General features: G+C 36.9%; 21 protein-coding genes. 16 read left to right on the top strand and 5 right to left on the bottom strand.

What is annotated here, in order from left to right:
* Window positions 1-5: 5 nt before the first annotated feature.
* Complete coding sequence (gene fusA / locus F8M42_RS08535) at window positions 6-2054, bottom strand: elongation factor G (RefSeq protein ID WP_182185978.1); 2049 nt, start codon at window positions 2052-2054, stop codon at window positions 6-8.
* 287 nt (window positions 2055-2341) lie between these two features.
* Here fusA and F8M42_RS08530 point away from each other — a divergent pair, with 287 nt between their 5' ends.
* Window positions 2342-4183 (top strand): APC family permease, encoded by a 1842-nt coding sequence (locus tag F8M42_RS08530; protein WP_182185976.1) that lies wholly within the window; start codon window positions 2342-2344, stop codon window positions 4181-4183.
* A gap of 189 nt (window positions 4184-4372) precedes the next feature.
* On the opposite strand, the gene F8M42_RS08525 is transcribed toward F8M42_RS08530, so the two are convergent.
* The 3 genes from F8M42_RS08525 to F8M42_RS08515 form a co-directional block, all read right to left on the bottom strand.
* On the bottom strand, window positions 4373-5560 hold the full coding sequence (locus F8M42_RS08525; RefSeq protein WP_182185974.1) for an IS256 family transposase: 1188 nt from the start codon (window positions 5558-5560) through the stop codon (window positions 4373-4375).
* A 112-nt stretch (window positions 5561-5672) separates the two neighbouring features.
* Window positions 5673-6707, bottom strand: a complete 1035-nt coding sequence (gene iolG, locus F8M42_RS08520; protein WP_182185973.1) for an inositol 2-dehydrogenase — start codon at window positions 6705-6707, stop codon at window positions 5673-5675.
* Between the two features lie 77 nt (window positions 6708-6784).
* The gene (locus F8M42_RS08515) at window positions 6785-7096 is read right to left on the bottom strand and encodes a PTS lactose/cellobiose transporter subunit IIA (RefSeq protein WP_182185971.1); all 312 of its coding nucleotides are present in this window, start codon (window positions 7094-7096) and stop codon (window positions 6785-6787) included.
* A gap of 445 nt (window positions 7097-7541) precedes the next feature.
* On the opposite strand from F8M42_RS08515, the gene F8M42_RS08510 reads away from it, so the two are divergent.
* From F8M42_RS08510 to iolE, 8 genes are all read left to right on the top strand, one after another.
* Window positions 7542-8318 carry a DeoR/GlpR family DNA-binding transcription regulator gene (locus F8M42_RS08510; protein ID WP_182185970.1) on the top strand — a complete coding sequence of 259 codons (777 nt, stop codon included), beginning with the start codon at window positions 7542-7544 and terminating at the stop codon, window positions 8316-8318.
* A gap of 194 nt (window positions 8319-8512) precedes the next feature.
* On the top strand, window positions 8513-9664 hold the full coding sequence (locus F8M42_RS08505; RefSeq protein ID WP_182185968.1) for an iron-containing alcohol dehydrogenase: 1152 nt from the start codon (window positions 8513-8515) through the stop codon (window positions 9662-9664).
* Window positions 9665-9688: 24 nt separating this feature from the next.
* Window positions 9689-10534 carry a class II fructose-bisphosphate aldolase gene (locus F8M42_RS08500; protein WP_182185966.1) on the top strand — a complete coding sequence of 282 codons (846 nt, stop codon included), beginning with the start codon at window positions 9689-9691 and terminating at the stop codon, window positions 10532-10534.
* Between the two features lie 49 nt (window positions 10535-10583).
* Window positions 10584-11618 (top strand): 5-dehydro-2-deoxygluconokinase, encoded by a 1035-nt coding sequence (iolC, locus tag F8M42_RS08495; RefSeq protein WP_182185965.1) that lies wholly within the window; start codon window positions 10584-10586, stop codon window positions 11616-11618.
* Window positions 11615-12412 (top strand): 5-deoxy-glucuronate isomerase, encoded by a 798-nt coding sequence (locus F8M42_RS08490; RefSeq protein WP_182185963.1) that lies wholly within the window; start codon window positions 11615-11617, stop codon window positions 12410-12412. The genes iolC and F8M42_RS08490 overlap by 4 nt, the downstream gene beginning before the upstream one ends.
* Window positions 12413-12443: 31 nt before the next feature.
* Window positions 12444-14390, top strand: coding sequence for a 3D-(3,5/4)-trihydroxycyclohexane-1,2-dione acylhydrolase (decyclizing) (gene iolD, locus F8M42_RS08485; protein ID WP_182185961.1), 1947 nt, complete (start codon window positions 12444-12446; stop codon window positions 14388-14390).
* A gap of 159 nt (window positions 14391-14549) precedes the next feature.
* Entirely contained in the window at window positions 14550-15977 is a 1428-nt protein-coding gene (locus F8M42_RS08480; protein WP_231037647.1) for a sugar porter family MFS transporter, read from the top strand.
* A gap of 228 nt (window positions 15978-16205) precedes the next feature.
* Window positions 16206-17093 (top strand): myo-inosose-2 dehydratase, encoded by an 888-nt coding sequence (gene iolE / locus F8M42_RS08475; RefSeq protein ID WP_182185959.1) that lies wholly within the window; start codon window positions 16206-16208, stop codon window positions 17091-17093.
* Window positions 17094-17152: 59 nt separating this feature from the next.
* Here iolE and F8M42_RS08470 read toward each other — a convergent pair whose 3' ends face one another.
* A complete protein-coding gene (locus F8M42_RS08470) occupies window positions 17153-18256 on the bottom strand; it encodes an ISAs1 family transposase (RefSeq protein WP_182185957.1) in 1104 nt (367 codons plus the stop codon).
* Between the two features lie 404 nt (window positions 18257-18660).
* On the opposite strand from F8M42_RS08470, the gene F8M42_RS08465 reads away from it, so the two are divergent.
* The 7 genes from F8M42_RS08465 to F8M42_RS08435 all read left to right on the top strand — a co-directional run bounded on the left by F8M42_RS08465 (window position 18661) and on the right by F8M42_RS08435 (window position 25632).
* Complete coding sequence (locus tag F8M42_RS08465) at window positions 18661-19233, top strand: HutD/Ves family protein (protein WP_182185956.1); 573 nt, start codon at window positions 18661-18663, stop codon at window positions 19231-19233.
* Window positions 19234-19361: 128 nt separating this feature from the next.
* Window positions 19362-20222 (top strand): MurR/RpiR family transcriptional regulator, encoded by an 861-nt coding sequence (locus F8M42_RS08460; protein ID WP_182185954.1) that lies wholly within the window; start codon window positions 19362-19364, stop codon window positions 20220-20222.
* Window positions 20223-20397: 175 nt separating this feature from the next.
* On the top strand, window positions 20398-21669 hold the full coding sequence (locus tag F8M42_RS08455; protein WP_182185952.1) for a Zn-dependent hydrolase: 1272 nt from the start codon (window positions 20398-20400) through the stop codon (window positions 21667-21669).
* 1 nt (window position 21670) lies between these two features.
* Window positions 21671-23008, top strand: a complete 1338-nt coding sequence (locus F8M42_RS08450; RefSeq protein ID WP_182185950.1) for an amidohydrolase family protein — start codon at window positions 21671-21673, stop codon at window positions 23006-23008.
* A 33-nt stretch (window positions 23009-23041) separates the two neighbouring features.
* Window positions 23042-24241: an aconitase X catalytic domain-containing protein gene (locus F8M42_RS08445; protein WP_182185948.1), complete on the top strand. Its 1200-nt coding sequence runs from the start codon at window positions 23042-23044 to the stop codon at window positions 24239-24241.
* 1 nt (window position 24242) lies between these two features.
* Complete coding sequence (locus F8M42_RS08440; RefSeq protein ID WP_182185947.1) at window positions 24243-24647, top strand: aconitase X swivel domain-containing protein; 405 nt, start codon at window positions 24243-24245, stop codon at window positions 24645-24647.
* Between the two features lie 13 nt (window positions 24648-24660).
* The gene (locus F8M42_RS08435; protein ID WP_182185945.1) at window positions 24661-25632 is read left to right on the top strand and encodes a C-terminal binding protein; all 972 of its coding nucleotides are present in this window, start codon (window positions 24661-24663) and stop codon (window positions 25630-25632) included.
* The last annotated feature ends 6 nt before the right edge of the window (window positions 25633-25638 follow it).

The raw sequence follows: 25638 nt of genomic DNA, 5'->3' as shown, positions 1-25638 counted from the left end.
TGCGGTTATTTTTTCAGTAATTTGTCACGAATTTTATCGGGGACTTCTTCATAGTGAGAAAAATCTATGCTGTAGCTGCCTCTTCCCTGTGTCTGTGAGCGAAGTTCCGTAGCATATTTTATAAGTTCAGCTTCAGGTACTTGAGCTTCAATGATGCTGATATCATGGGCAGGGTTGCTTGTATTGAGAATACGACCTCTCTTGGTATTCAAGCCACCGATAACCGTACCTATATAGTATTCAGGAACTGTTATTTTTATGGAACAATATGGTTCCAGTATTGTTGGTGATGCTTCTGAAACAGCCTTTTTCAAGGCTAATCCCGCGGCCGTCTTAAAAGCCATTTCTGATGAATCGACAGTGTGATAAGAACCATCGGTAAGATTTGTTTTTATATCAGTCATTGGATAGTTGGAAAATAATCCTTTTGCTAATGTTTCTCTGATACCTTTTTCAACGGCGGGAATGTATTGACGGGGGACAGCTCCGCCAAAAATTGTTTCGGTGAATTGTATGCCGCTGCCACGTTCCAAGGGAGATATTTCCAGCCAGACATCACCATACTGACCATGACCGCCGCTTTGTTTTTTGTATTTACCTTCAGCTTTAGCGGCAGTCTTAATGGTTTCGCGATAAGCAACAGCCGGCTCAGTAAGATAAGCTGATACGCCAAATTTACGCTGGAGTTTTTCCAGAGCAATATCAAGATGAAGTTCTCCGATGCCGCTTATACATAATTCTCCGGTTCTGTTGTCTTTTTCAAGTTTTAATGATGGTTCCTCGTCAATCAATCGGGATAAAGCGGGACTGATTTTATCCTCATCTGTCTTATCTTTGGCGGTTATAGCCAGCTTTAGCATTGGTTCAGGATAATCTGGTTTTTCATAACATATGGGTGTCTCTTCATAGCAGAGCGTGTCACCGGTTTTACTGGACTGGAGTTTAGTCACAGTAATTATATCCCCGGCAGATACTCTTTTTATCGGCAGGATGTTTTTACCGCAGGCAGTACAGATAGTGCCAATACGTTCAGTTTTTTGTGATGACGAATTGTATAATGTGCTATTTTCCCGCATACTACCGGATAATATCTTTATATAGCTGGTTCGACCGATAAATTGATCAACGACAGTTTTGAATATGACAGCAGAAAAGGCATCTTCTGTATTGCGTTCCTCAAGACTATTAGTAAAGGGGTTGCTGCCGACAGATGTCCTGAAATAAGGTGTCGGTAGGTATTCTATAATACTATTTAAAAGCTGCCTGAAGCCAATGCCTTTTTCTGCCGAGCCACATAATACCGGGAAAATTTTTCCGGTTACAATGCCTTCGATAAGGGCTGCTGCCGTTTCGGTTTCACTTATTTCTTCTCCATTCAGGTATTTTTCCAAAAGTTCATCATTAAATTCAGCCAATGATTCAATCAGTATATGCCGGGCATCTGTCACGGTCGACTGCATATAGTCTGGTATTTTATAAATCTGGGTCTGATTTTTAATCAGCACTTTTGTATTCATAGTTATAAGATCAGCTACACCATGAAAACTGTTTGCCTGCCCAATGGGCAGCTGTATAGGAACAACTCCTTTACCAAAGTGTATGCGCAATTCATCTATTATATTATTGAAATCAACATTATCACGGTCAAGCTTATTTATAAAAATTGCACGTGGCAGAGAGATTTTTTCGGCATACTGCCAGGCTTTATCTGTTTCAACTTCCACGCCGGAGGATGCTGAAACAATGATTAAAGCCGCTTCGGAAACAGACATCGCTGACTGAACCTGTGCTGTAAAGTCAGGATAACCTGGTGTGTCGAGAAAATTTATTTTATAACCATGCCATTCACAGGCAGCCAATGTGGTATTGATAGTCATTTTGTGTTTTATTTCTTCCGGTTCATAGTCAAGAACAGAACTGCCATCAGCGGTTTTACCAATACGGTTGATCGAACCTGATTTGTAGAGGCAATTTTCGACTATAGATGTTTTACCGCATTTGCTATGTCCTACTACACTGATGTTTCTCAATTGAACACTGCTGAATTCCGTCATAATTCCAGCCTCCTAGTATAATTTATTATTATAATAATTCTGTATAAAAAGAAAATTCCCTCTAATAGTAATATATTCAAAAAGGGAAAGTTTAGAGAAATTTTATCAATAGTATACATTTTATTATCAAATGTGCTAGAATCATATTTATACAATCTTTATAAATTTTTAATTTAATCTTAATTTTATAAGGATATTATATTGCATAAAACAGTAATGTATATTATAGTAAATAGGCTGAATTTATACAATCTTAATATGTAATTAGTGTACTGGAGGACTTTGCGGTGTTTAGCAGAATAAGAAGACTGCTGATAGGGCGTCCGCTCAAAAATGAAGAGGCCCTTTATCAGCGTCTGCCAAAGTGGAAAGCCTTGGCAATATTTTCATCAGATGCGTTGTCGTCTGTAAGTTATGGCCCGGAACAGATAGCTGTCGTATTGGCATTATCTGGTATGGTAACTTATGGTTACTATCTTTATTCACTTATTCCGATAGTAATACTACTGGCAGTAGTAACTATTTCTTATACACAAGTGGCTAGAGCAAATCCGGGCGGCGGCGGTTCTTATTCGGTTGCCAGGGAAAATCTGGGAGAGGGACCGGCTTTAGTGGCAGGTGCTGCATTGTTTACTGATTATGTGCTCACTGTAGCTGTTAGTATAACATCCGGGACAGCCGCACTTACTTCGGCTTTTCCTTTTTTAGGTGATTATAAGATTGCTTTGGATTTGTTTGTTTTGTTTGGCGTCCTTACTATTATTAATTTGCGTGGGGTAAGTGAATCTGCTAAATTTTTTGTGCTGCCAACATATTTATTTGTCGGCAGTATGTTAGCGATAATATTGGTTGGTGTGGTTCAGGCTTTGACTGGTACTGCACCGGTTGTACCGGAAGTGTCTATGCAGCGTCAGCCAATGAATATGATGATATTTTTCCTGATATTGCGGGCTTTTGCCAATGGGTGCAGTTCCATGACCGGCTTGGAAGCAATAGCCAATGGTGTGCCAATGTTTAAAGAACCTGCATATAAAAATGCCATTCATACGACATATTATATGTCGGGCTTATTGGCAACGATGATGGTGGGAATTTCATTTTTGGTATTACATTATCATGTCATGCCTAATCCCGATATAACGATGTTGTCTCAGATTGCGGAAATGACGGTAGGCCGGGGATATTTTTATTATTTTTTTCAGCTGGCAACGATGTTGATATTATTTTTGGCGGCTAATACCGCTTATAACGGACTTCCGCCGCTTATGTCAATAATTGCCAAAGATGGTTATCTGCCGCGCTATTTGGGACAACGCGGTGAACGTTTGAACTTTTCTAATGGCATAATATTGCTCAGTTTAGCAACAGCTGTATTACTTATTGCATTTAATGGAAATACGGAACATTTGATTTCCTTGTATGCAATAGGTGTTTTCCTTTCCTTTACAATTGCCCAGTCCGGTATGGTGGTATATTGGTCGAGAAATAAGATACAGCATTGGCATTGGCGGGCGGCTATAAATGCTTTTGGTGCTGTAATAACGGGTATTGTTGTTGTTATTATAGCGGTGACTAAATTTTTTTATGGGGCGTGGATCGTTCTTATTTTTATTCCGGCGACGATATATTGCTTTAAGAAGATTAATTCGCATTATACGGAAATGGGTAAAGAACTGGCACTTAAACCCGGTGAAAAATTTAGGTATATAAGTTCACCTATTGCTAAAAACTATGTAATACTGCCGATATCTTATCCGACACGAAGTGTTATAGAAGCCATGCGTTATGCCAGAAAAATTGGTGATGAAGTCATAGCTGTGCATATTGCGGCAGATGAACAAAATGCTGAATATGTGAAAAAAGTCTGGCATATACAAGATCCTGAGATTGGTATTGTTACAATCAAATCACCTTATCGGATGGTTATACAACCGTTGCTGGATTTTATTAAAAAGGTGCTTGTTGATAAAAATCCGGAAGATTATGTTACGGTATTAATTCCTGAAGTACAGACGAATAAATGGTGGCATCGTCTTTTACACAATCAGACCGGTTTGATTTTACGGACTTTGTTGATACACAAAGAAAATGTTATCGTGGTAACCGTACCATTTAGATTAAAAATGTGACTTGATTATTGAGATAAACAGCAAAAAAGCTTTTGTACGATTTTGGTACAAAAGCTTTTTTGTTGTGCAGAACTAACAATAAAGGGGTATTTATATTGGAATTTATTAAATAAAATAGTGAGTATCTATATTATAGTCGGTACTGTCAATATTGTTTCGCAAATTCATAGGTAACCGTCATAGTCGGAATTAGCCTAACACTTTCTCAGCATTATAGCTGTCTAAGTGTTTCATGTTCATATATAATTTGCTACCCCATTGGCTGTTAACGACATGCCGCAGGCGGGCACAAACCAACATTAACGCACTGTTTCCGTCTGGGAAAGTACCAACAACACGGCTTCGACGGCGAATTTCACGGTTGAGCCGCTCAATCGTATTATTAGTTCGGATTTTCTTCCAATGCTCTTCAGGAAAATCCATATAGGTTAAGGTTTCAGCGATTCCAGTCGTTAATTTTTCAGCAGCTTTTGCCAGTTTCATTTCCTTGAGCTTTTCTGCCACATGTGCTGCTTTTTCCAAAGCCGCGGCTTTATCTTCTTGGGCATGAATTGCTTTTAGCATTCGAGCTACTTCTTTTCCTTTGGTTCTTGGTACTACAGAAAAAATGTTACGAAAAAAATGTACGCTGCAGCGCTGGTATTTAGCCTCTGGAAATATTTCAGTAACGGATTCGCACATACCCTGGCATTTATCTCCTATGACAAGCTGTACTCCCTTTAGGCCACGTTCGCGTAGTGAACGCAAAAAATCTTTCCAGCTTTCTTTATCTTCTTTCATACCTTCAGCTGCGCCGATTACTTCGCGATAGCCATCGCGGTTTACAGCAATGGCAACAAGGATAGCAATGTTTTCAAACTCGCCACCCCAACTACGTTTGAGATAAATTCCGTCAACAAAAACATAAGGATATTTTTCACTGGTAAGCTTGCGATTTCGCCATTCTTCGATATGTACGTACGCTTTTTGATTCAAATTGCTGATTGTTCCTGGTGATACTTTTGATCCCCATAGCGCCTCAGTTATATCCTCAACTCGCCGTACAGAAACACCCGCTAGGTACATTTCGATTAGTGCTTCCTCAACACTGCTTTCACGGCGACGATAGCGCTCAATAATGGCCGTTTCAAAAGGAATGCCTTTCAATTTAGGCACTTTTAAAGTTACTTCACCAGAAGTAGTCTGTAACTGGCGAGTATAATGGCCTGAACGATAGCCATTACGTTTTTCAATACGCTCATACTTTTCAGCTTTGGTTAACTGTTGGGCCTCTTGATCAAGTAGAGAATTCAAAGTGTCTTCAACACTCTGCTTAACCAAGGTTTTTAATTCCGTTTTGATCAAATCCTCGTTTAATTGTATAATGTTGTTGGACATGGTAATCGGTCTCCTTTGTAGAGTTTTGTTCAGCAACTTTATTCTAACAAATGACCGTTACCATGTCTTTCCTTATTTGTTTTTGCGAAAAATATTATACCTTATCTTATAGTCAGTCAATAGACAGATTGAAGGCTTTTTTTATTTCAGCTATTGTGACAGGTCTGTTTTCCTCAACAGATCTTTTGGCAGCAAGACCGATGAGTACAGGCTGTAATCCGTCGTTGGCATTCACGGTGGTTGGGGTGTTATTACTGATTGAATCGACAAAAGAATTGATTTCAGCGGCGTAGGCCATCATATAACGTTCAAGGAAAAAATACATTGGTTTTTCACCTGTAACGCCATCTTTATCACTAATTACAGCGGTAGAATTACTATCATTATTTATTGAAACAGCACCTTTGGTGCCAAATACTTCGGCTCGTTGATCATAACCATAAGCAGCTTGACGACAGTTATCTATTATGGCGGTTGCACCATTGGCTAGCTTCATTGTTATCACCGCGGTATCTATGTCACCAGCTTTGCCAATCTCAGGATCAACAGTCACAGAACCAATAGCAAATACTTCTTCTACTTCACTACCAGACAGATAACGCACCATGTCAAAATCATGTATAGTCATATCAAGAAAAATACCACCGGATACTTTTATGTATTCTATAGGGGGAGCTTGTGGATCGCGGGAGGTTATTTTTATTATTTGCTGTTTGCCTATTTTACCAGTAGCAACGGCATCTTTTACAGCCTTGAAATTATGATCAAAACGACGATTGAATCCGACTTGATACTTTAATCCGGAAGTTTTTACTACATCCAAAACTTCTTTTATTTTTTTTACGTCATGGTCTATAGGTTTTTCGCAAAATACATGTTTACCAGATTTAATTGCTTCTATAGATATTGATGAGTGAGTATCCGTTGAGGAACATATAAGAACGGCATCAATATCTGGATCAGCCAAGATTTTTTTGTAATCGATATAAGTGCTCTCAATATCTAGGGAAGCTGCCCATTGTTTGCTATTATCATTTAAAAAAGGATCTGCGACAGCTTTGATCTTTGCATTTTTAACAAATTTTGTGATGCTTTCACCGTGAACACGTCCGATTCGTCCTATACCAATAATACCAATGTTTACCATTTATATCACCTGTTATTAATTAATTTAAGAATTTTTACAAAAAAAAGTTTATTTTGATTATTGATTTAAAATATTGATTATGCGCGTAATTCTCGATATATATCAATCATTTGTTCAATTAATTTTTTGTTGAGAATGGCATTATTTACATAACCTTGTGCATGAATCAATAATACTGACAAATCATTTTTAATACCGTTAGCCTCATCTTTAATAAGATCAGTTTGTAATTGATGTGCCTTGATAAGTAAGGTATCTGCTTTTTCAAGATTTTTTTCAGAAGCTGTGAAATCAGCTTTCTTTGCGTATTCTAAAGCTTTGAATTGTAAGGCTTGGGCATCACCTGCTGATGCGATCATACTGTAAGCTGTTTGAGTGATTGTGGACATAATATAACTCCTTTCAATAATACAATTTTAAGTCTAGCTGATCATATAATGATTAAATTATGATTAACTATTGAATATAAAATACCATTATTTATTCTTTGTGTCAATAAAAAACAATAAAAATAAAATTTGAGCGAAAATATGATTAAATATAAAAACAGTAAAAATGATTAGATAACTTAAGTAGAACGGTTAACATTCTTTATCTAAACTATTCATATACAGATTTAATGGGATATTTAATATATTTTGTGGTGTAAATAATATTCATATGGATAATGTAGCAATAAAGGGGAATATTAAGGTAACTATTTATGGGAAATGCTATTGTATAAATAAAAACAATAGTTTATAATATCATCATCAGATAACAATATTATAACAAAATTATTTATTTTATTGTGATAAAGTTACCTAACTTTTTTAGTAAGAGAGGCAGAAATTTATGAAGATAGATCGCATAAATCAAATAAAGGAATTGCTGCAGGAAAAAAATACAATCTCCATTGAAAAACTTTGTGCAACTTTTGACGTATCCAAAAATACTATCAGACGTGATATAGCAGAACTGGAAAAACAAGATGTAATAAAAAAAATATATGGGGGTATAATGCTGAAGAAAAGCATGGGTGAACCGGAACCATTTGCTTCTCGCGAAGTGAAATATTCGAATGAGAAAAAAATTGTTGCCAGACTTGCTGCTAACTTTATAAAAGATGATGATGTAGTCTTTATAGATTCAGGAACTACTACTATGCATATAATCTCAGCACTGGCACATATTAGAAACTTGACTATAATCACAACAAGTCTTTATGTTATAAACGCAGCAGTAAATTATACTCATTTTAATATAATTTGCACCGGCGGGAATTTTTATTTTCCCTCAAGGGCTTTTGTCGGGTCAAGCGTATTAAAATGTCTCGACAATTACAATATATCAAAAATATTCCTGGCATCAGCGGGGGTGTCATTGGAAAATGGTGTAACTAATACATCGCCTCTCGAATGTGAGACTAAAAAACATTTGATGGGAGGAAATGCGCAGAAAATACTTCTTATCGATTCATCAAAGATTGAAAAATCATCTCTTATGACATATGCTGAATTAAAAGACTTTGATGATGTGATTATCGACAGGAAACCGGCACAAAAATATGTAGATTATTTCAAGAAAAATAATGTGAAATTACATTATGATGATTTTTCGGGGAAAATATAATTTTGTGATAATGAATTATTGATTTAATGTAAGCTGGATAATTTTTGAGGGTAAGAATGCTGCTTTTATGCAAAATTCTTATCTCTTTTTTTGTTTATGGTAAAAAAATATTGACATTTTTGTTATATTGTATTATTTTATAACCATAACATAATTATAAAACATCCATAATATACTCATGAAAGGAAACAAAAATGGCAAAAATATTTTTAGTCCCCAATGTAATTTTATCTGGTGAAGGTGCTGTTAATGATATTGGCAATTATCTGAAGGGAAAAGGAAACAAGGCATTGCTTGTGACCGATAAATTCATGGTGCAATTTGGCAATGCAAAAAAAGTAACTGACGCTCTTGATAAATGTAAAATTAAATACACTGTTTATGATGGTGTAAATGGAGAACCTACAGATGAAATGGTAATGAAAGGTGTTGATGTATATAAGGAAAATAACTGTGATTTTCTTATCGGTTTAGGAGGGGGCAGCCCAATTGACACAGCAAAAGCAATTGGGTTCATGTCTGTCAGCAATGGTAAAATTAGTGATTATATGCATCAAAATATAGATATTGATGTTCCATATTTAGTTGCAATACCGACAACTGCAGGAACAGGTTCAGAAGCTACTCAATTTACAATTATCACTGATACTAAAAATAATGTGAAAATGCTTTTGTCAGGACTGGCGATTTTACCTAAATTGGCAATTATTGATCCCAATTTTACATTGACCGCACCGGTAAAAGTCACTGTCGCGACGGGATTAGACGCTCTGTGTCATGCAATAGAAGCGTATACTTCAAGAAAGGCTCAACCTTTGTCCGATATATTTGCTTTATCAGCGATAGCTAAAATTCATGAAAATCTACCATTGTGTTTTGCTGATGGAAAAAATATTCAAGCCAGAATGAAAATGTCACTTGCTGCTACAGAAGCCGGCATAGCTTTTAATAATTCTTCCGTGACAATAATACATGGTATGAGCCGTCCAATAGGTGCATTGTTCCATATTGCCCATGGCTTGTCTAATGCTGTTTTATTAATTGTCTGCATGAAATTTGCTATTAAGGAAAATAAGGAACGATTTGCTGAGATAGCCCGTACAATGGGGGTAGTTGGTAATAATGCAAATATTGACGAAGCAGTACAGGCTTTTATAACAGAGTTAGAAGATTTTTGTAAAGCTTTGAAGGTGCCTGGATTGTCTGAATTAGGTGTTGATAAAGAAATTTTTCTTAATAATTTGGATAAAATGGCTTCAGATGCCTTAGACAGTGGTAGCCCTGCCAATACTATGCGTCAACCTACAAAAGAAGATATTATAAAAATATATAAGAAACTGTTTTAAAGGATAAAGAAGGGAGGTGGAATAATGGCGCTGGTAAAAATGAGTGAATTGCTCCATTCTGTATATGGCAATTCTTATGCAATAGGATCATTTAATGTTTCTAATATGGAAATGGCAATGGGAGCAATAAAAGCTGCTGAAGAGTTAAAAGCACCTATTATGATTCAAATAGCTGAAGGCAGATTAAAGTATTCACCACTTGAATTATTGGGACCGGTCATGGTGGCGGCAGCTAAGTTGTCAACTGTGCCGATTGCAGTACATCTTGATCACGGTGGATCGATGAGAGTAATAAAGTTGGCACTTGATTTGGGATTTACGTCTGTAATGTTTGATGGTTCTAAGTATACTCTGGAAGAAAATATAGATAGAACTAAAGAAATTAAAGCATTAGCAGATAAGTATGGCGCTGATGTCGAAGGAGAAATCGGTAAAGTGGGTGGTGCTGAAGGAGATTATAAGGAAGTTGATATAGCTATTACCAGTGTAGCTGAGGCAAGAAAATTTTCAGAGGAAACTAAAGTGGATGCGATGGCTGTTGCTATTGGTACGGCTCACGGTAATTATAAAGTCGAACCGAAGCTCAGAGTAGATCGATTAAAGGAAATTGCCGCGGTCGTTAAGTGTCCCTTGGTGTTACATGGTGGGACAGGACTGAGTGAAGAAGATTTTCATAATTGCATACATAATGGTATAAAGAAAATAAATATAGCCACAGCCTCTTACGATAGTGTAGCAAAATATGTAAAAAAGACCATAAAAGAAAAACCAAATGCTAATTATTTTGACATTAGTGACGCAGCTGTGCAGGGAACACAGGCAAATATAATGAAGCATATGAAAATATTTGGATTAGAAAATAGGATCTAAAGCAGAAAATGTTAGCTGTGGAAAATATGAATTGCAAAGGAGAAATAAGATGGCTTTATTAGAATTTGACCCATCGAAATCTATGGATATTATTCCGATGGGACGCGCAGCCATAGATTTTAATCCTAATGAATTGAATAGAACATTAGATGAAGTACGCACATTTACAATGTATTTGGGTGGCAGTCCGGCAAATATTGCCGTTGGTATAGCTAGACTGGGTAAAAAAGTAGGCTTTATTGGTGCTGTATCTGATGATCAATTTGGAACATTCGTGGAAAATTTTTTTAGAAAACGAGATATTGATACAAGTCAAATTGTACGGGCTAAAAACGGTGAAAAGTTAGGGTTGACTTTTACTGAAATTTCAAGTCCGGTTGACAGCCAAATACTTATGTATCGTAACATGGCAGCTGATTTTGCTATTACTCCTGAGGATGTTTCAGAAGAATATATAAAAAATAGCAAGGCGTTATTGGTTTCGGGAACTGCTCTTGCAGTCAGTCCTTCGCGTGAAGCCTGTTTTATGGCAGTCAGATATGCCAAAAGGCATAATACAAAAATAATTTTTGATATTGATTATCGCCCTTATAATTGGAAAAGTTTTGCTGAAGTAAGTATATATTATTCACTTATTGGTCAAATGAGTGATATTATTATGGGTTCACGGGAAGAATTTGATTTAATGGAAAATCTTCAGTATAAGAATAATGACGTAGCAGATTATCAACTTGCCGACAAATATATAGGATTTGGCAATAAGATTGTGATAATAAAACATGGCAAAAAAGGATCTGTAGCTTATGGTGCAGATAAAAATGCATATAAAGTTGAGTCTTATAAGGTAAAATTACTTAAATCATTCGGCGGCGGGGATGCTTATGCTTCAGCATTTATTTATGGATTGCTCGAACAATGGGATTTGCCACAGTGTCTGAGACATGCCACGGCGCATGCAGCTATGGTAGTAGCTAGTCACAGTTGCTCGGAAGCTATGCAGGATGCGGCATCTATAGATAAATTCATAAATGAACGTATGGACGAACAGGTAATTACTCCTGTAGATTGGAAGGTTATATTATGAATGAAGAAAAATTTGGGCGTTTAGGCAGAATTTTAAAACATGGCTATAATAGCATAGTTACAGCGCAGAGCAATGCAATGATGGATATAGGGTATCAGGTGATGGCTCCAAGTGAAAAGGTATCTTTTATAGATGAAAAAAAGGAAACAGCTTTCGTTATTTTGACGGGTGAGGTTGAAATTTGCTGGAATAATGATTCGAAAACGATGAAAAGAGCATCGCTATTTGATGAAAATCCTTATTGTTTACATGTTCCGGCTGGTGTAAATGTTTTGCTAAAGGCTGTATCAGACTCAGAAGTATTAATTCAAAAAACGGTCAATGACAAATCTTTTTCGGTAAAATTTTATCGTCCTGAAGATGTACAATGTGATGTCTTTGGTAAGGGACAATGGGGCGGTTGTGCAGAAAGGACTGTGCGGACGATTTTTGATTATGAAAATGCACCGTATTCCAATATGGTAAATGGTGAAATAATAAATAAACCAGGACGCTGGACGAGTTATATACCTCATTTTCATCCGCAGCCGGAAGTGTATACTTATAAATTTGATAAACCACAGGGGTTCGGTGGATGCTTTATTGGTGATGAAGCTTTTAAAATATCGCATAACAGCTGGTGTTCTGTGCCGGGTGGGCAGACCCATCCTCAGGTCGCGGCACCTGGCTATGTAATGTGGTACAGCTGGATGATAAGGCATTTACCTGGAAATCCATGGGTAAAAACACGTACAGACGATAAAGAACATGAATGGCTTTTAGCAAAAGATGTTAAAATTTGGCCACAAAAATAATTTGAGAAAATGCTATTGAGGAGGAGAATATATGGTAAAAACAATCAGGTTAACTACTGCACAAGCATTAGTAAGATTTTTAAATAATCAGTATGTTGAATTTGATAAAAAAGAAAATAGAATGTTTAAGGGTATTTTTACCATTTTTGGGCACGGCAATGTTGTCGGTCTTGGACAAGCACTGGAAGAAAATCCTGGCAAACTTATCGTACATCAGGGGCGTAATGAACAGGGCATGGCTCATGCAGCGATGGGGTATGCGAAGCAAAAGATGAGAAAGCAAATGTATGCCTGTACATCTTCAGTTGGCCCTGGTGCTGCTAATATGGTAACAGCGGCGGCTACTGCGACGGCTAATTGCATACCGGTACTTTTTTTACCTGGTGATGTATATGCTACCCGGCAGCCAGATCCGGTGCTGCAGCAAATTGAACAACCGACAAATCTTTCTATCAGTACTAATGACGCATTTAAAGCGGTGAGTAAATATTGGGACAGAATAACAAGACCCGAACAACTTATGACAGCTATGATTAATGCGATGCGGGTGCTTACTGATCCGGCCGACACTGGTGCAGTAACGATTGCCCTGCCGCAGGATGTGGAGGGGGAAGCTTACGATTATCCCGAATATTTCTTCCAAAAACGGGTACACCGTATTGATCGTCGCCCACCCACAGCAGAAATGATTGAAGAGGCAGTTAATATTATCAGATTAAAGAAAAAACCTATAATTATTTGCGGCGGAGGGGTGAAGTATTCTGAAGCCGGAGAAACATTAAAAAAGTTTGCGCATAAATATAATATTCCTTTTGGTGAAACTCAGGCCGGCCGCGGCTTAATTTTATCAAACGACACAATGAATCTTGGCGGTATCGGTGAAACAGGAGGTATGGCTGCAAATGAAATAGCTAAACAGGCAGATCTTGTTATCGGTATAGGTACGCGGTATACAGATTTTACCACTTCATCAAAATGGCTCTTTCAAAATACTGAAGTAAGTTATTTGAATATCAATGTGTCTGAATTTCATGCATACAAGTTGGATGGAGTACAAATGATTGCGGATGCTCGGGTTGCCTTGGAAGAAATCGATAAAGAGTTGAACAATTTAGGCGGTTATATTTCGGGCTATACAGATGAAATAGAAATGGCTAAAGAAAAGTTTTCATCGGAGATTGATAGATTATATAACATAAAATATACTGGAAAAAACTTTGTACCTGAAGTGGCTGATAATTTTGACAGGGAAAAAGTATATAAGGAATTTCATAATATTACAGGGTCTTATTTGACACAATCACGAGCTTTGGGTGTGCTGAATGATTTTATGAAGAAAAATTATGTTGTGGTTGGTGCATCAGGTTCTTTACCAGGTGATTTGCAAAGGGCATGGCGTGTAAAAGAAGTCAATAGTTATCATGTTGAATATGGTTTTTCCTGCATGGGCTACGAGGTTAATGCGGCTCTTGGAGTGAAAATGGCTGAACCGGAAAAAGAAGTATATGCTTTTGTAGGTGACGGTTCGTATATGATGCTGCATTCAGAACTTCCTACTTCTATTCAGGAACACAAGAAGATAAATGTTATTTTATTTGATAATATGACTTTTGGTTGTATTAATAATCTTGAAATAGGACATGGTATGGGTAGCTTTGGTACTGAATTTAGGTTCCGTAATAAGGAAACAGGTAAATTGGACGGAGAGATGGTGCCGGTTGATTTTGCTATGAATGCGGCTTCATACGGTTGCAAGACTTATAAAGTGACGACTGACGAAGAACTAGAACATGCCTTAGTTGATGCAAAAAAACAAAAAGTATCGACACTTATTGATATAAAAGTTTTACCTAAAACCATGGCTCATGGTTATGGAGATTGGTGGCGTGTGGGTGTAGCAGAGGTTTCTGATAATTCACGTATTAAAGAAGCATATACCCAAAATAGTAGAAAATTGAAAGAGGCTAGGCCATATTAATAAAATATATTTTCAGATAAATAACATAATAATAATTATTTCTTTAATTTGATTAAGATACAAATTAAAATCATAATAAATATTCTCTGGAACTAATATAGTACATTGATGGAACAAAGGCACGTATTATAAATTTATTCATTATTGGGAGGAAAAAATATGTCTAGTAGTATAAACGAGCAGGGTAATAATTTCTTACGAAAAATAGCCTTTTCTGCAACTTTTGGGGCACTGTTGTTTGGATATGATACTGGTGTCATAAATGGAGCACTACCATTCATGTCAAAACCAGATCAGCTAAATCTTACTCCGGCTAAAGAAGGTGGGGTAGCTAGCAGTCTGTTATTTGGTGCGGCTATTGGTGCTTTTTTTGGTGGGCGTATTGCTGATAGTAAAGGGCGTCGTAAGATGCTTTTAATTTTATCGGTAATATTCTTTTTTTCCACTATCGGATGTGCCTTATCACCAAATTTTGAGATTCTTCTAGTTTTTCGGTTTATTCTGGGGATTGCAGTCGGAGGTGCTTCTGTTACAGTTCCTGCATATTTATCAGAATGTGCTCCGGTAGAAGGACGTGGACGGTTAGTTACTCAAAATGAATTAATGATTGTTTCCGGGCAGTTGATGGCCTTCGTAATAAATGCTGTTTTAGCAGTTTCTTTTGGTGAACTTGCTCATATTTGGCGGTATATGTTGTCGGTGGCAACTATTCCGGCAGTTTGTCTTTTTGTAACTATGTATAGAATGCCGGAAAGTCCAAGATGGCTTGTAAGACAAGGTAGAATTAGTGAAGCGTTGAGTGTTTTGAAAAAAATACGTACAGAAGAGCAAGCCGTTGCAGAATTGGAAGAAATTCAAACTAATATAGCCAGAGAAAGCTCTGTTAAACAGGTAAAAATTACTGAACTTGGTACGCCATGGGTACGTCGTATTGTTTTTATTGCAATAGGTGTGGCAATGTGTAATCAGTTTGGTGGAGTAAATTCTGTTATGTATTATGGTACACAAATTCTCCAAAATGCCGGATTTAGCACAAATGCGGCAATTGTGGGTAATATAGCAAATGGTGTAATTTCAGTTATTGCCACTTATATGGCTATATATTTAATGAAAAAACATGGCAGACGTAAATTATTGATGTTGGGATTTATTACAACAATGATATGTCACGTTATTATAGGTACATCCAGTTTACTATTTTCCCATGAAGCATTTTTCCCATATTTTATATTACTTATGACAGTAACTTTTATGTTTTGCAATCAAGGACTTATTGGACCGGTAACATGGCTTATACTTTCTGAAATATTACCAATGCGTCTTCGTGGTACAGGGATGGGGGTAGCTGTACTTTGTATGTGGCTGACTAATTTTGCTATTGGATTAACTTTCCCAATATTATTGTCAATAGTAGGACTTTCAGGTACATTTTACACATTCGCATGTATCGGTGTAGTAGCATTGATTTTTGTAAAATTATTTGTACCGGAAACCAAAGGTCGTTCATTGGAAAAAATTGAGGAAGACTTTAGAAATTATGGTAAAACTGATGAAGAAAGAGCAAAAGAATATATTGAAAGAATATAATTGTGTTTTTAGTTAAATTTTTTGGGGACTGACAGTAATAAAAAATGGATTTGGCAGATAATGTATAAATTTGATTTGCTTATTTGAATAGAAATTAGTACATGCAGTCTTTGTAGTAAATAATAGGTAAAACATAATTAGCAAAAAGATCTGACTTGTCGATGCTATAAAATAATAATATTATATACTCATAAAATTACAAAAATTAGGTAAAAAGGGGACAATAATATGGGAAAAATGAAGCTAGGAATTTGCCCTATTGGTTGGACAAATGATGATATGCCAGACTTGGGCAAAGAAAATACTTTTGAACAATGCATAAGTGAGATGGCTCTTGCGGGATTTACGGGCTGCGAAATTGGTGGTAAGTTTCCACACGATGCCGTAGTTCTAAAAAAAGCATTGGCGTTGCGTAATTTATCAATTGCCAGTGCATGGTTTAGCTCTTACTTAACTACTAGACCATATAAAGAAACGGCTGAAGCTTTTATTAAGCATCGAGATTTCCTGCATGAAATGGGTGCTAAAGTAATTGTTGTATCAGAACAGGGGAACAGTATACAGGGACAAATAAATACACCGCTTTTTGCTAATAAACCTCATTATACTGAAGAACAGTGGAAATTTGTTCCGGAAGGACTTAATAAACTGGGGAAATTGGCCAAGGAAAAAGATATGATCTTAGTGTATCATCATCATATGGGAACTGGTGTACAAACAGAAACTGAAATTGACAGGTTAATGGAATTAACAGATCCAGACTTAGTGTATTTATTATATGATTCAGGACATTTGGTTTGTTCGGGTGAAGATCATTTACGTGTATTGGATAAATATATTGGTAGAATTAAACATGTGCATCTAAAAGATGTCCGTAAAGGTATTGTTGAAAAAGTAAAAAATGAAAATTTAAGTTTCTTAAAAGGTGTAAGAATGGGAATGTTTACTGTTCCCGGTGATGGAGACATTGATTTTAGACCAATATTTGATATCTTAAATAAAAACAATTATAGTGGATGGGCATTAGTAGAAGCCGAACAAGATCCGGCTGTTGCAAACCCATTGGAATATGCATTAAAGGCACATGAATACGTTGAAAAGATAGCAAATATTTAATTTTAGTGACACGTTCGTTTCATAAACAAGATAATTGTTCTTAAATAAGAAATGTTAGTTTATAAGTCAGCGACCTCACATAACAGTTGGCTATTCATAAGACATTTTAACAGATTAGCTTTAATGCTACATTTTTTAAGCTGCTTAGCTAAATATCTTTTATGTAGCAGTAATGCCAATTTTCTAAGGCTGTTTAAAGTTTTTTGCCCATTTTCAGATATAATAGAGCACTCATCTTCCGAAAAGGTTACATCTAACAGCCAATGCATGCTTTCAATTTTCCAATGTTCACGGCAAATATGTAAAAGCTCTTTGGCATCTGTATCCTTACTTGTTATATAATAACCAGTTTCATCACTGGTTCCACGGTTCGTTGTTGTAATACGCTTAACTGCAAATATTGAACTCAGTCCTGCCCATTCTTTATATCCATTCAGCCATTTAATATCTGAACATTTTTTGCAGATGCGTTTCTCAATTCTTCCTCCATTTTTTTCAACTGTCGTATAAGAATCTAATGTTTTGCTATCGAATTCTTCATCAAAGAAAAATTTAACATCATCGTGCAATGTCTTTTGGTTTTCCTTAAGCCCAAAAACGTAATTGCCATGCTTGGCTATAATTTTCTTGCAGGTTTCTTTTTGACAATGCATCGCATCAGCCGTTACTGTCTTGTCCTTAATGTTTAGATTATCCAATAGCTGCTGGAATACAGGAATCTCGTTCGTCTTTTCATGTATAGATTTTTGCCCTAAAACGATGCCGCTTTGTGTTAAATATACAGTTAATATTTGCAGTGCTGAATGCGGTGTACCTTTTTTAGAGGTACTACGGATTGCCTTCCCGTCTACAGCAATAACATCGCCCAAGTCACAGTATGCTGCATCATGCATTATTTCAATAATTACACTGGCTACTTTATCTGCGTCCATCATATTTAATATACGGCTGAAAGTAGCTTTAGAAGGGATTTTAGTGATATTAAATTTCTTTTTTAAAAATTTTGCATTGCTTTGTGCATAAGTTGTTATATCTGCCAGTTCATCTAATCCACACAATACGGCACACATTATTATAATAAGTATATCTGTTAAACTATGTTCTACATAGCTTGAATGTCTGTTATCTTCTATTATTGCAAATTTTTCTTTGATATAATCCATTTTTTCACCTATACTTTTTTACTTTGGATTATATCATTTATTTCCTTTTTTTGTTAATATTTATTTTCCGGTTTATGAAACGAACGTGTTTTAGTGAAAGTAATACTTGTAATATAGAAATGCTTGGGGTATCTTATAATAACTCAGGCATTTTTTGTTTAAGTAATTTAGTAAAGAGAATTTTATTAGTAATAAAAAGATGCATACGAGTTGTCAATATGAATCTCACTGTTTTGTGAGATTGTAACGGTGAATATGAGATACAGATCATTAGATATTCGCACATTTGTTAATAATAAACCATCTTGACATTTTGGACGGTTAATTTTATACTGATGCTGAGCAATGGTGCTTATCAGAAGGGTAAGTGCCTTTTTATTTTTAAAAGAAGGGCGATATTATAGATGGCTGTTGAGGTGTTTTTAAAAGAGAATTATACTGTTACTGATTGGAGCGGCGGAACCACTACGCAGATGTATATATTTCCGGAAAACGCTGAGTATAATAAAAGAAATTTTAAATTGCGGCTAAGTTCAGCAACTGTAAAAACACCAGTATCCGAATTTACTGATTTGAAGAATATAGACCGTATTTTGATGAGTCTCAATAAAAAGATAGAACTCGAGCATAATAAGCAGGAAAAGGTCATATTGAAACCTTTTGAGGCATATTATTTCAGCGGCGGCGATAAAACTATGAGCTATGGATGTTGTGAGGACTTTAATGTCATGCTTAAGCACGGTTCATATAATAAAGCAAAGCTTTTTCTTAATGAGGCAGGGCAATTCGATCTGTATGGTGATGCAGATGAGTGTTTTTTATATGTATATAAAGGTGAATACAAGGTAATAACACAAGATGGCAGCAGTTATACACTTCAGGCTTTACATATGATGCATCTTGATGATTTTTCTGCGGGAAAAATTATAAGACTGGACATGCAGTCAAAGATGGTAGTATGTAAAATTAACTGGTAATGTTTATACAGAAATTACGTTCATAAGCGTTGACTTAATTAATGACTGCAGGCGAGTACTATGCTTTGTATAATGTATTGAGTATTAATCAATGGAAATTAATTATATTATTACTAAAGGAAACATATATGGGAAAGAATATTGAGACCTTTGAGCAGCTTACAAATATGCTTAAGCTTATTGCGGACACATCTCCTACCTATAAAAAAATTGCTATGTACATAAATGATAATTATCTGCAGATAGTATTCATGACTACAAATGAATTGGCAGAGCAGGTCGGAGTCAGTCAAGGCAGTATATCAAGATTTTTCATGGCTTTAGGCTACAGGGGATATAATGATTTCCTGCAGAATCTGCAGAATATAGTGAGCAAAGAGCTGACAGCGCCTAAAAGGCTTCAGTTCAGTGAAAAGCACGGCATAAAAGATAAATATATGCATTCTATTTTTGATAATGAATTAGCAAATATGGAAAAGCTTGGCAGCATAATGGAAACAGATAATTACAAGAAAATAGTTGATATGATAGCTTCTGATAAGCAGTTGATCTTAATGTCAGCCAGAATGTCGGCTACTATAGTTCCATATGTACGGTATATATTGAACAAAATGAGAAATATGGTTTATGAATATAAGCCGTCGACGCCGCAATGGGATACGGTAGAACTTATGGATCCTGAAAAAGTAAATATAATGGCAGTTATGTTTCCGCGCTATCCGCGTGTACTTGTTGAAAAATGTCAACGGCTTAAAGAAAAAGGGTTTCATATATATGGCATTACTGATAGTGAATTTTCTCCGTTGATAGAATGTAGTGATGCTGCGGTATGTGTACCGCTTACGGTATCGTCAATCTTTGATATTTACAGTACACCTATGATTTTCTTCAATATATTATTACGGGATGCAGCAAAGAAAATACCGGGAATTTCTATGCGCATGGATAAAATAGAGAAGATAGAACTGCAAAATAAAGTTTACTATTGACATTTATTTAATAGAAATTTATAATATGATATATTAATAAGAAGCAACGGTGCTTTATTCAAAAGGGAATAGAGTGCTTTTTTTTATTATTTATTGAATGATATTTTCATTATAAAGCATTTATGAATGAAATAATTTAGCAATGGGATATATATTTTAGCAGAGGATGATGCTTGTGATAGAACAGATGAAAAAAAGAACTGTCTCAATTAATAAAGAGAGACTTCTATATCGTTTAGAAGAAATGTCACAGTTTGGATTGAATAAGAAAACAGGTGGAATTGACCGTCAGCTTGGCAGTCAGGCTGATAAAGATACAAGAAAATGGCTGAAGAATATATGGGATAATGAAATGAGGCTCAATGTTACAGTGGATGCTATTGCCAATATTTGGGGAAGCTATGGACAGCATTTAAAAAACAGGCCTATTGTCTTTGGCTCGCACCATGACAGCGTCCCTAATGGAGGCAGATTTGATGGTGCATTAGGTGTTTTGATAGCAATGGAGGCTATTCAGACGATAAAAGAAAATAATATTGCAACGCAGCATCCGTTGGAAATTATTTCTTTCACAGGTGAAGAACCAAATAGCTTTTCTGTATCAACTCTAGGAAGTAAAGTATTGTGTGGACGCTTGACTAAAAAAGACATAGATTTATTGAGTGACAAGAATACCGGAAAAACCTTAGCGGAAACTATTGATGAGCTTGGCGGCAGCAGTCAGAGAATAGATGAAGCCAGGCTTATGCGGGGAATGATGACAGCTTTTTTGGAAATGCATATTGAACAGGGACAGTGCCTTTACAGAGAGGGAAAGGCAGTTGCTGCCGTAAATTGCATTACAGGCATATATCGTGAAATAATAACGGTAAAGGGCGAGGCCAATCATGCCGGAACGACTCATCTGCAGGACAGGCGCGATGCATTGTGCGCAGCTTCGGAATTGTGTCTTGCGATCGAGGCTATAATGAAACAATTAAAGAATGTGTCTGTTACAGTCGGGCGTATACAAATCAAGCCAAATGCTTCTAATATAATACCCGGCGAAGCAAAATTTACAATAGATATGAGAACTGCTTATCCAGAAGAAAAAAAGCAGGCATTGGCAATATTGACAGACAAGGCAAAAGAAATAGCCGATAAACGCGGCGTGAAAATTATACGTGAGTTTAATCTTGACCAGTCGGAAATGCCTATGGATAAAGATGTAATAAATGCTGTTTTGCGGGCATCAGAAACTGAAGGACAGAAGCCGATACAGCTTGTGAGTATGGCTGGACATGATGCGGCTAATATGGAACGTCTTACTAAAACTGCAATGCTGTTCGTACAAAGTGTGGAAGGATACAGTCATTGTCCGGAAGAATATACAGCCCCACGGGAAATTGAAATAGCGGCGCAGGTTTATCTTGACACATTATTGATTCTAGACAGGGAGCTAAAATAATATGACGGTAAAAATAATAAAAACGGCAGCAATTTTTAATGATAACACTCTGGAAAATAAAAAAGCTGTTGCTGTGAATATAGATACAGGCGATATTGAGAAAATAGGCCTATTTGAAGAGTTGCAGCGGGAATATCCAGATACAGTCATAGAAGACTGGGGAGAGCTTGTAATCGTTCCAGGCAGCATTAACGCACATAATCATAGCTTTCAGAGTCTATTGAGAGGTATAGCTGCTGACAGACCTTTTTTAGAATGGCGGGATAATTCTCTTTACAAATTTTCGCCGCGTATGCGTCTTGACGATATTTATGCCGGTGCATTATTTGCTTTTACTGAGATGATGAAATGCGGAGCAACTACCGTGTCAGACTTTTTTTATCTGCATCAGTTTGGCAGCCAGAGTGATGAGGCAGTAATTCAAGCGGCAAGGGATGCTGGCATAAGGCTGGTAATTGCCAGTACCATGTATGATTGGAACGGGGCGCCTTCAGGATATGTCGAAGATGTAAAAACAGCTAAAGAACGTACTGAAGGTTTGATGAAAAAATACTCCGGCGGGATGGTAAAAGTAATACCGGCACCGCACAGCCTTCATGCAGCTTCACCGGAAATGATAATGGCTGGGCATAAGCTGGCACAGGAATATGGTACGCCATATCATATTCATGTGGCAGAGGAAATGTTTGAAGTGGAACAGGTCAAAAGGGAACATGGTATGACACCACTTGCTTATTTGGATTCATTGGGAGTAGTTGATGAGCATATGTCAATAATTCATGGTGTATGGCTCAATAATACTGAAATAAAAACAATGGGGCAAAAGGGAGCACATCTTATATACTGTCCATCCAGCAATATGTTTTTGGCTGATGGGATCACTGATATACCAGCTTATATGAAAAATGGCGTACCAATTGCCTTGGGCAGCGATGGTGCCTGTGGTAATAATCGTATCAGCGTATTCGAAGAAATGCGCATGGTTTCCATATTGCAGAAGGCAAAAACCTGCAATGCACTTTGCGTAAATTATGAAGACGCTTTTAAAATGGGAACACAAAATGGCGGTACTGTATTGGATATGCCTATCGGCAAAATATCACCGGGTTATAAAGCGGATTTTGTCGGTATATCAGTAAAGGACTTTTCTATGCAGCCGTTGACGGAAAAAGGCGGGCAGTTCCTGCCAAACCTGGTTTATTCTATGCAGCCTACTGCGATTGGCCGGGTGGCAGTTAACGGCAGAACAACCGTGATAAATAATCAGCTTGTCAATATAGCTGAGAGCAAAGTGCTTGAACTTATATCGATAACAATGCATCATTTGGAACAGGACTAATATTAATAAACTGTATAATAGGGGAGATTATATATGTACCTTACAGAAGAAGAACAGAGAATGCTCAATGGCGATTATGGGCAGGGAACACAGCTGGCAATGGAAATATTGGCAGCCATAGGTGAGGCTTATGATGCACCTAAAATGGTACCAGTGACGCGTACCCATGTTGCCCTCAGCAATCAGGAAGCTGATTTGTGGTTCGCAGAAAAATTGGCAAACGGCGGAGCAAAGTGCCGTGTTCGTCCGACTGTGAATCCAAGCTTTAATTTAAAGCAGTTTCAGGAAATAACGACGGTGGAAAAGGAAGACGAGGAAACAGTGATGCGTACGCATGCCGCTTATAATAAGCTCGGTGCAATAATGACTTATGACTGTACGCCATATTTAGAAAAAAATGTACCCCGCTTTGGTGAAATAATTTCTTTTTCGGAATCAAGTGCCACACCATTTGTTAATTCTGTTTATGGAGCCCGCACCAATAGAGAATCAGCACAAAGTGCCTTATGCAGTGCCGTAACTGGTGTTACACCATATTATGGTTATTTGCTCAAAGAAAATCGTGCCGGACAGGTATTGGTCCATGTAGAAGCAGATATGGAAGATGATTTTGCCTATCAAATGCTGGGGTATTTCGCACCTAAAAAGATCGGATTTGACATACCTGTATTTGAAGGATTGAAAAATCCAAGCAAAGAAGCTTTGATGAATCTTGGTGCACAGCTTAATACTGGAGGAAATGTAGCGCTTTATCATATACTGGGGTTTACGCCGGAAGCATTAACTATGGAAGAAGCATTTCAAGGAAAGGCACCGCAGCATGAAGTGGTTATTACTGATGATGATTTAAAGGCTATGCGGGAAGAAATTTCTGATAAAAAAGGCAAAATAGATTTTGCTCTTTATGGTTGTCCACATTTTACAATTGATCAGGTAAGCACGGTAGCTGATCTGGTGAATGGCAAAAAACTCGCTGTACCGCTTTTTATAATGACTTCTTCCTTGACACGCAGTTTGGCACAAAAGATGGGATATATGGATATCATAAGGGCTGCCGGTGGTGAAATAGTAGAGGATACCTGTATGGATCAGCCCTGCTGGAAATTCCTTTATGGCAAAAAGGGAATAACTGATTCACCAAAATGTGCTTATTATACTAAAAGGCGTGATATGCAGTTTGTGATAGCACCATTAAAAGACAGTGTCATTGCAGCATTGAAAGGGGAGTATTGATATGGATAAGCAGTATAAATGCCATAAAATATCCGGTGGTAAAGTTAAAGGTGAATTACTGTTTTCTAAAGATGGATTATGTTTTTATCTGATAGATCCGAAGACAGGTAAAATTATAGAAAAAGAACACTGCCTTTATGGACAGTCTATTGCCGGGAAAATTCTCGTATTCCCATATGGCAAGGGAAGCTCCGTAGTGCAGGCTGACGGTATGTATCAATTGAAGATGACTGGCATGAATCCAGCGGCGATGATAGTTGTAAATGCCGATACTACTTTAGCTGCAAGCGCAATCATTCTTAAAGCGCCGATGGTAAATAAAATGAGCGGTGATTTTTACAAAGAGCTGCATAATGGAGATATGGCAGAGCTGGATGCAGATAATGGCATTTTAACCAGAATATGAAGGGAATATTTGCATGAAACCTGTAAAAATTTGGATAATTGATGAAGAATGGCCGGAATATGAATATGAAACTACTATTTTAAAAAGAGAATTGCCAGGTTGTGAAATAAGATATTCAACCTATGACAATGAAAAAGATTTGGAAGAATTCGGCCGGTATGCCGATATCATTTTAGCTCAGATATATGTTGACCTTTCCGCACGGATAATAGATAAATTGGAATGCTGCAAAGGAATAGCCGTTTATGGAGGCGGTTATGACAGAGTTGATGTCGCAGCAGCGCGTGCCAGAGGAATAGGTGTTACCAATGTTCATGGTTATTGTATAGAAGATATAGCAGATTACGTTATGGCGGCAGTATACAGCGTATGCAAACCATTAAACGGTTATAAGGATAATATTGAAGCAGGAATGTGGGGAGCACAGGCAGTAAAAAATGTAACTTCTCACAGAATTTCGCAGCGGACGCTGTTTGTAGCAGGATTTGGTCTGGTCGGCAGAGGCGTGGCACAAAAAGCATTGTCAATGGGGATGAGGGTAATAGCTTATGATCCTTTTGTACCGGAAGAAAAAATGCAGGAAATGCACGTTATGCCGGTATGTTTGGAAGATGGATTTAAACAAGCAGATTTTGCAAGTATACATATAATATGTAATGAAAAAACAACCAATCTTATAACGAAGAAATATTTTTCCATGATGAAACCGACAGCTTATCTTATAAACACCGCCCGTGGAAAGATACTTAATGAAGCAGAACTTATTGAAGCAGTAGAAAACAAAACCATTGCAGGAGCTATTATTGATGTTGTAAATGTTGAACCACCGACAGGCAGGGAAAAAATTTTTAATACAGGAAATATCACAGTAACACCGCATATATGCTACATATCGGCTGAATCTTATAAAGAATTGAAGGAACGTACGGCATATAATGCTATAAAAATGCTGCGCGGTGAAAGACCTGATGACTTAGTGAACTGAAAGAAC

This window comes from Pectinatus frisingensis (genome assembly GCF_014076555.1).
Lineage (GTDB): Bacteria > Bacillota > Negativicutes > Selenomonadales > Selenomonadaceae > Pectinatus > Pectinatus frisingensis.
The sequence above is the reverse complement of the archived record's forward strand: the minus strand, read 5'-3'. Positions and strand labels throughout refer to the sequence as shown.

What these genes read in the sequence shown, in the direction of transcription:
- F8M42_RS08435 (WP_182185945.1), top strand. Translation starts at nt 24,661, where the DNA reads ATGAAACCTGTAAAAATTTGGATAATTGATGAAGAATGGCCGGAATAT.
- F8M42_RS08460 (WP_182185954.1), top strand. Translation starts at nt 19,362, where the DNA reads ATGGGAAAGAATATTGAGACCTTTGAGCAGCTTACAAATATGCTTAAG.
- F8M42_RS08440 (WP_182185947.1), top strand. Translation starts at nt 24,243, where the DNA reads ATGGATAAGCAGTATAAATGCCATAAAATATCCGGTGGTAAAGTTAAA.
- F8M42_RS08480 (WP_231037647.1), top strand. Translation starts at nt 14,550, where the DNA reads ATGTCTAGTAGTATAAACGAGCAGGGTAATAATTTCTTACGAAAAATA.
- F8M42_RS08450 (WP_182185950.1), top strand. Translation starts at nt 21,671, where the DNA reads ATGACGGTAAAAATAATAAAAACGGCAGCAATTTTTAATGATAACACT.
- F8M42_RS08515 (WP_182185971.1), bottom strand. Translation starts at nt 7,096, where the DNA reads ATGTCCACAATCACTCAAACAGCTTACAGTATGATCGCATCAGCAGGT.
- F8M42_RS08490 (WP_182185963.1), top strand. Translation starts at nt 11,615, where the DNA reads ATGAATGAAGAAAAATTTGGGCGTTTAGGCAGAATTTTAAAACATGGC.
- F8M42_RS08470 (WP_182185957.1), bottom strand. Translation starts at nt 18,256, where the DNA reads ATGGATTATATCAAAGAAAAATTTGCAATAATAGAAGATAACAGACAT.
- iolE (WP_182185959.1), top strand. Translation starts at nt 16,206, where the DNA reads ATGGGAAAAATGAAGCTAGGAATTTGCCCTATTGGTTGGACAAATGAT.
- F8M42_RS08445 (WP_182185948.1), top strand. Translation starts at nt 23,042, where the DNA reads ATGTACCTTACAGAAGAAGAACAGAGAATGCTCAATGGCGATTATGGG.
- F8M42_RS08510 (WP_182185970.1), top strand. Translation starts at nt 7,542, where the DNA reads ATGAAGATAGATCGCATAAATCAAATAAAGGAATTGCTGCAGGAAAAA.
- F8M42_RS08525 (WP_182185974.1), bottom strand. Translation starts at nt 5,560, where the DNA reads ATGTCCAACAACATTATACAATTAAACGAGGATTTGATCAAAACGGAA.
- iolD (WP_182185961.1), top strand. Translation starts at nt 12,444, where the DNA reads ATGGTAAAAACAATCAGGTTAACTACTGCACAAGCATTAGTAAGATTT.
- iolC (WP_182185965.1), top strand. Translation starts at nt 10,584, where the DNA reads ATGGCTTTATTAGAATTTGACCCATCGAAATCTATGGATATTATTCCG.
- iolG (WP_182185973.1), bottom strand. Translation starts at nt 6,707, where the DNA reads ATGGTAAACATTGGTATTATTGGTATAGGACGAATCGGACGTGTTCAC.
- F8M42_RS08465 (WP_182185956.1), top strand. Translation starts at nt 18,661, where the DNA reads ATGGCTGTTGAGGTGTTTTTAAAAGAGAATTATACTGTTACTGATTGG.
- F8M42_RS08500 (WP_182185966.1), top strand. Translation starts at nt 9,689, where the DNA reads ATGGCGCTGGTAAAAATGAGTGAATTGCTCCATTCTGTATATGGCAAT.
- F8M42_RS08505 (WP_182185968.1), top strand. Translation starts at nt 8,513, where the DNA reads ATGGCAAAAATATTTTTAGTCCCCAATGTAATTTTATCTGGTGAAGGT.
- fusA (WP_182185978.1), bottom strand. Translation starts at nt 2,054, where the DNA reads ATGACGGAATTCAGCAGTGTTCAATTGAGAAACATCAGTGTAGTAGGA.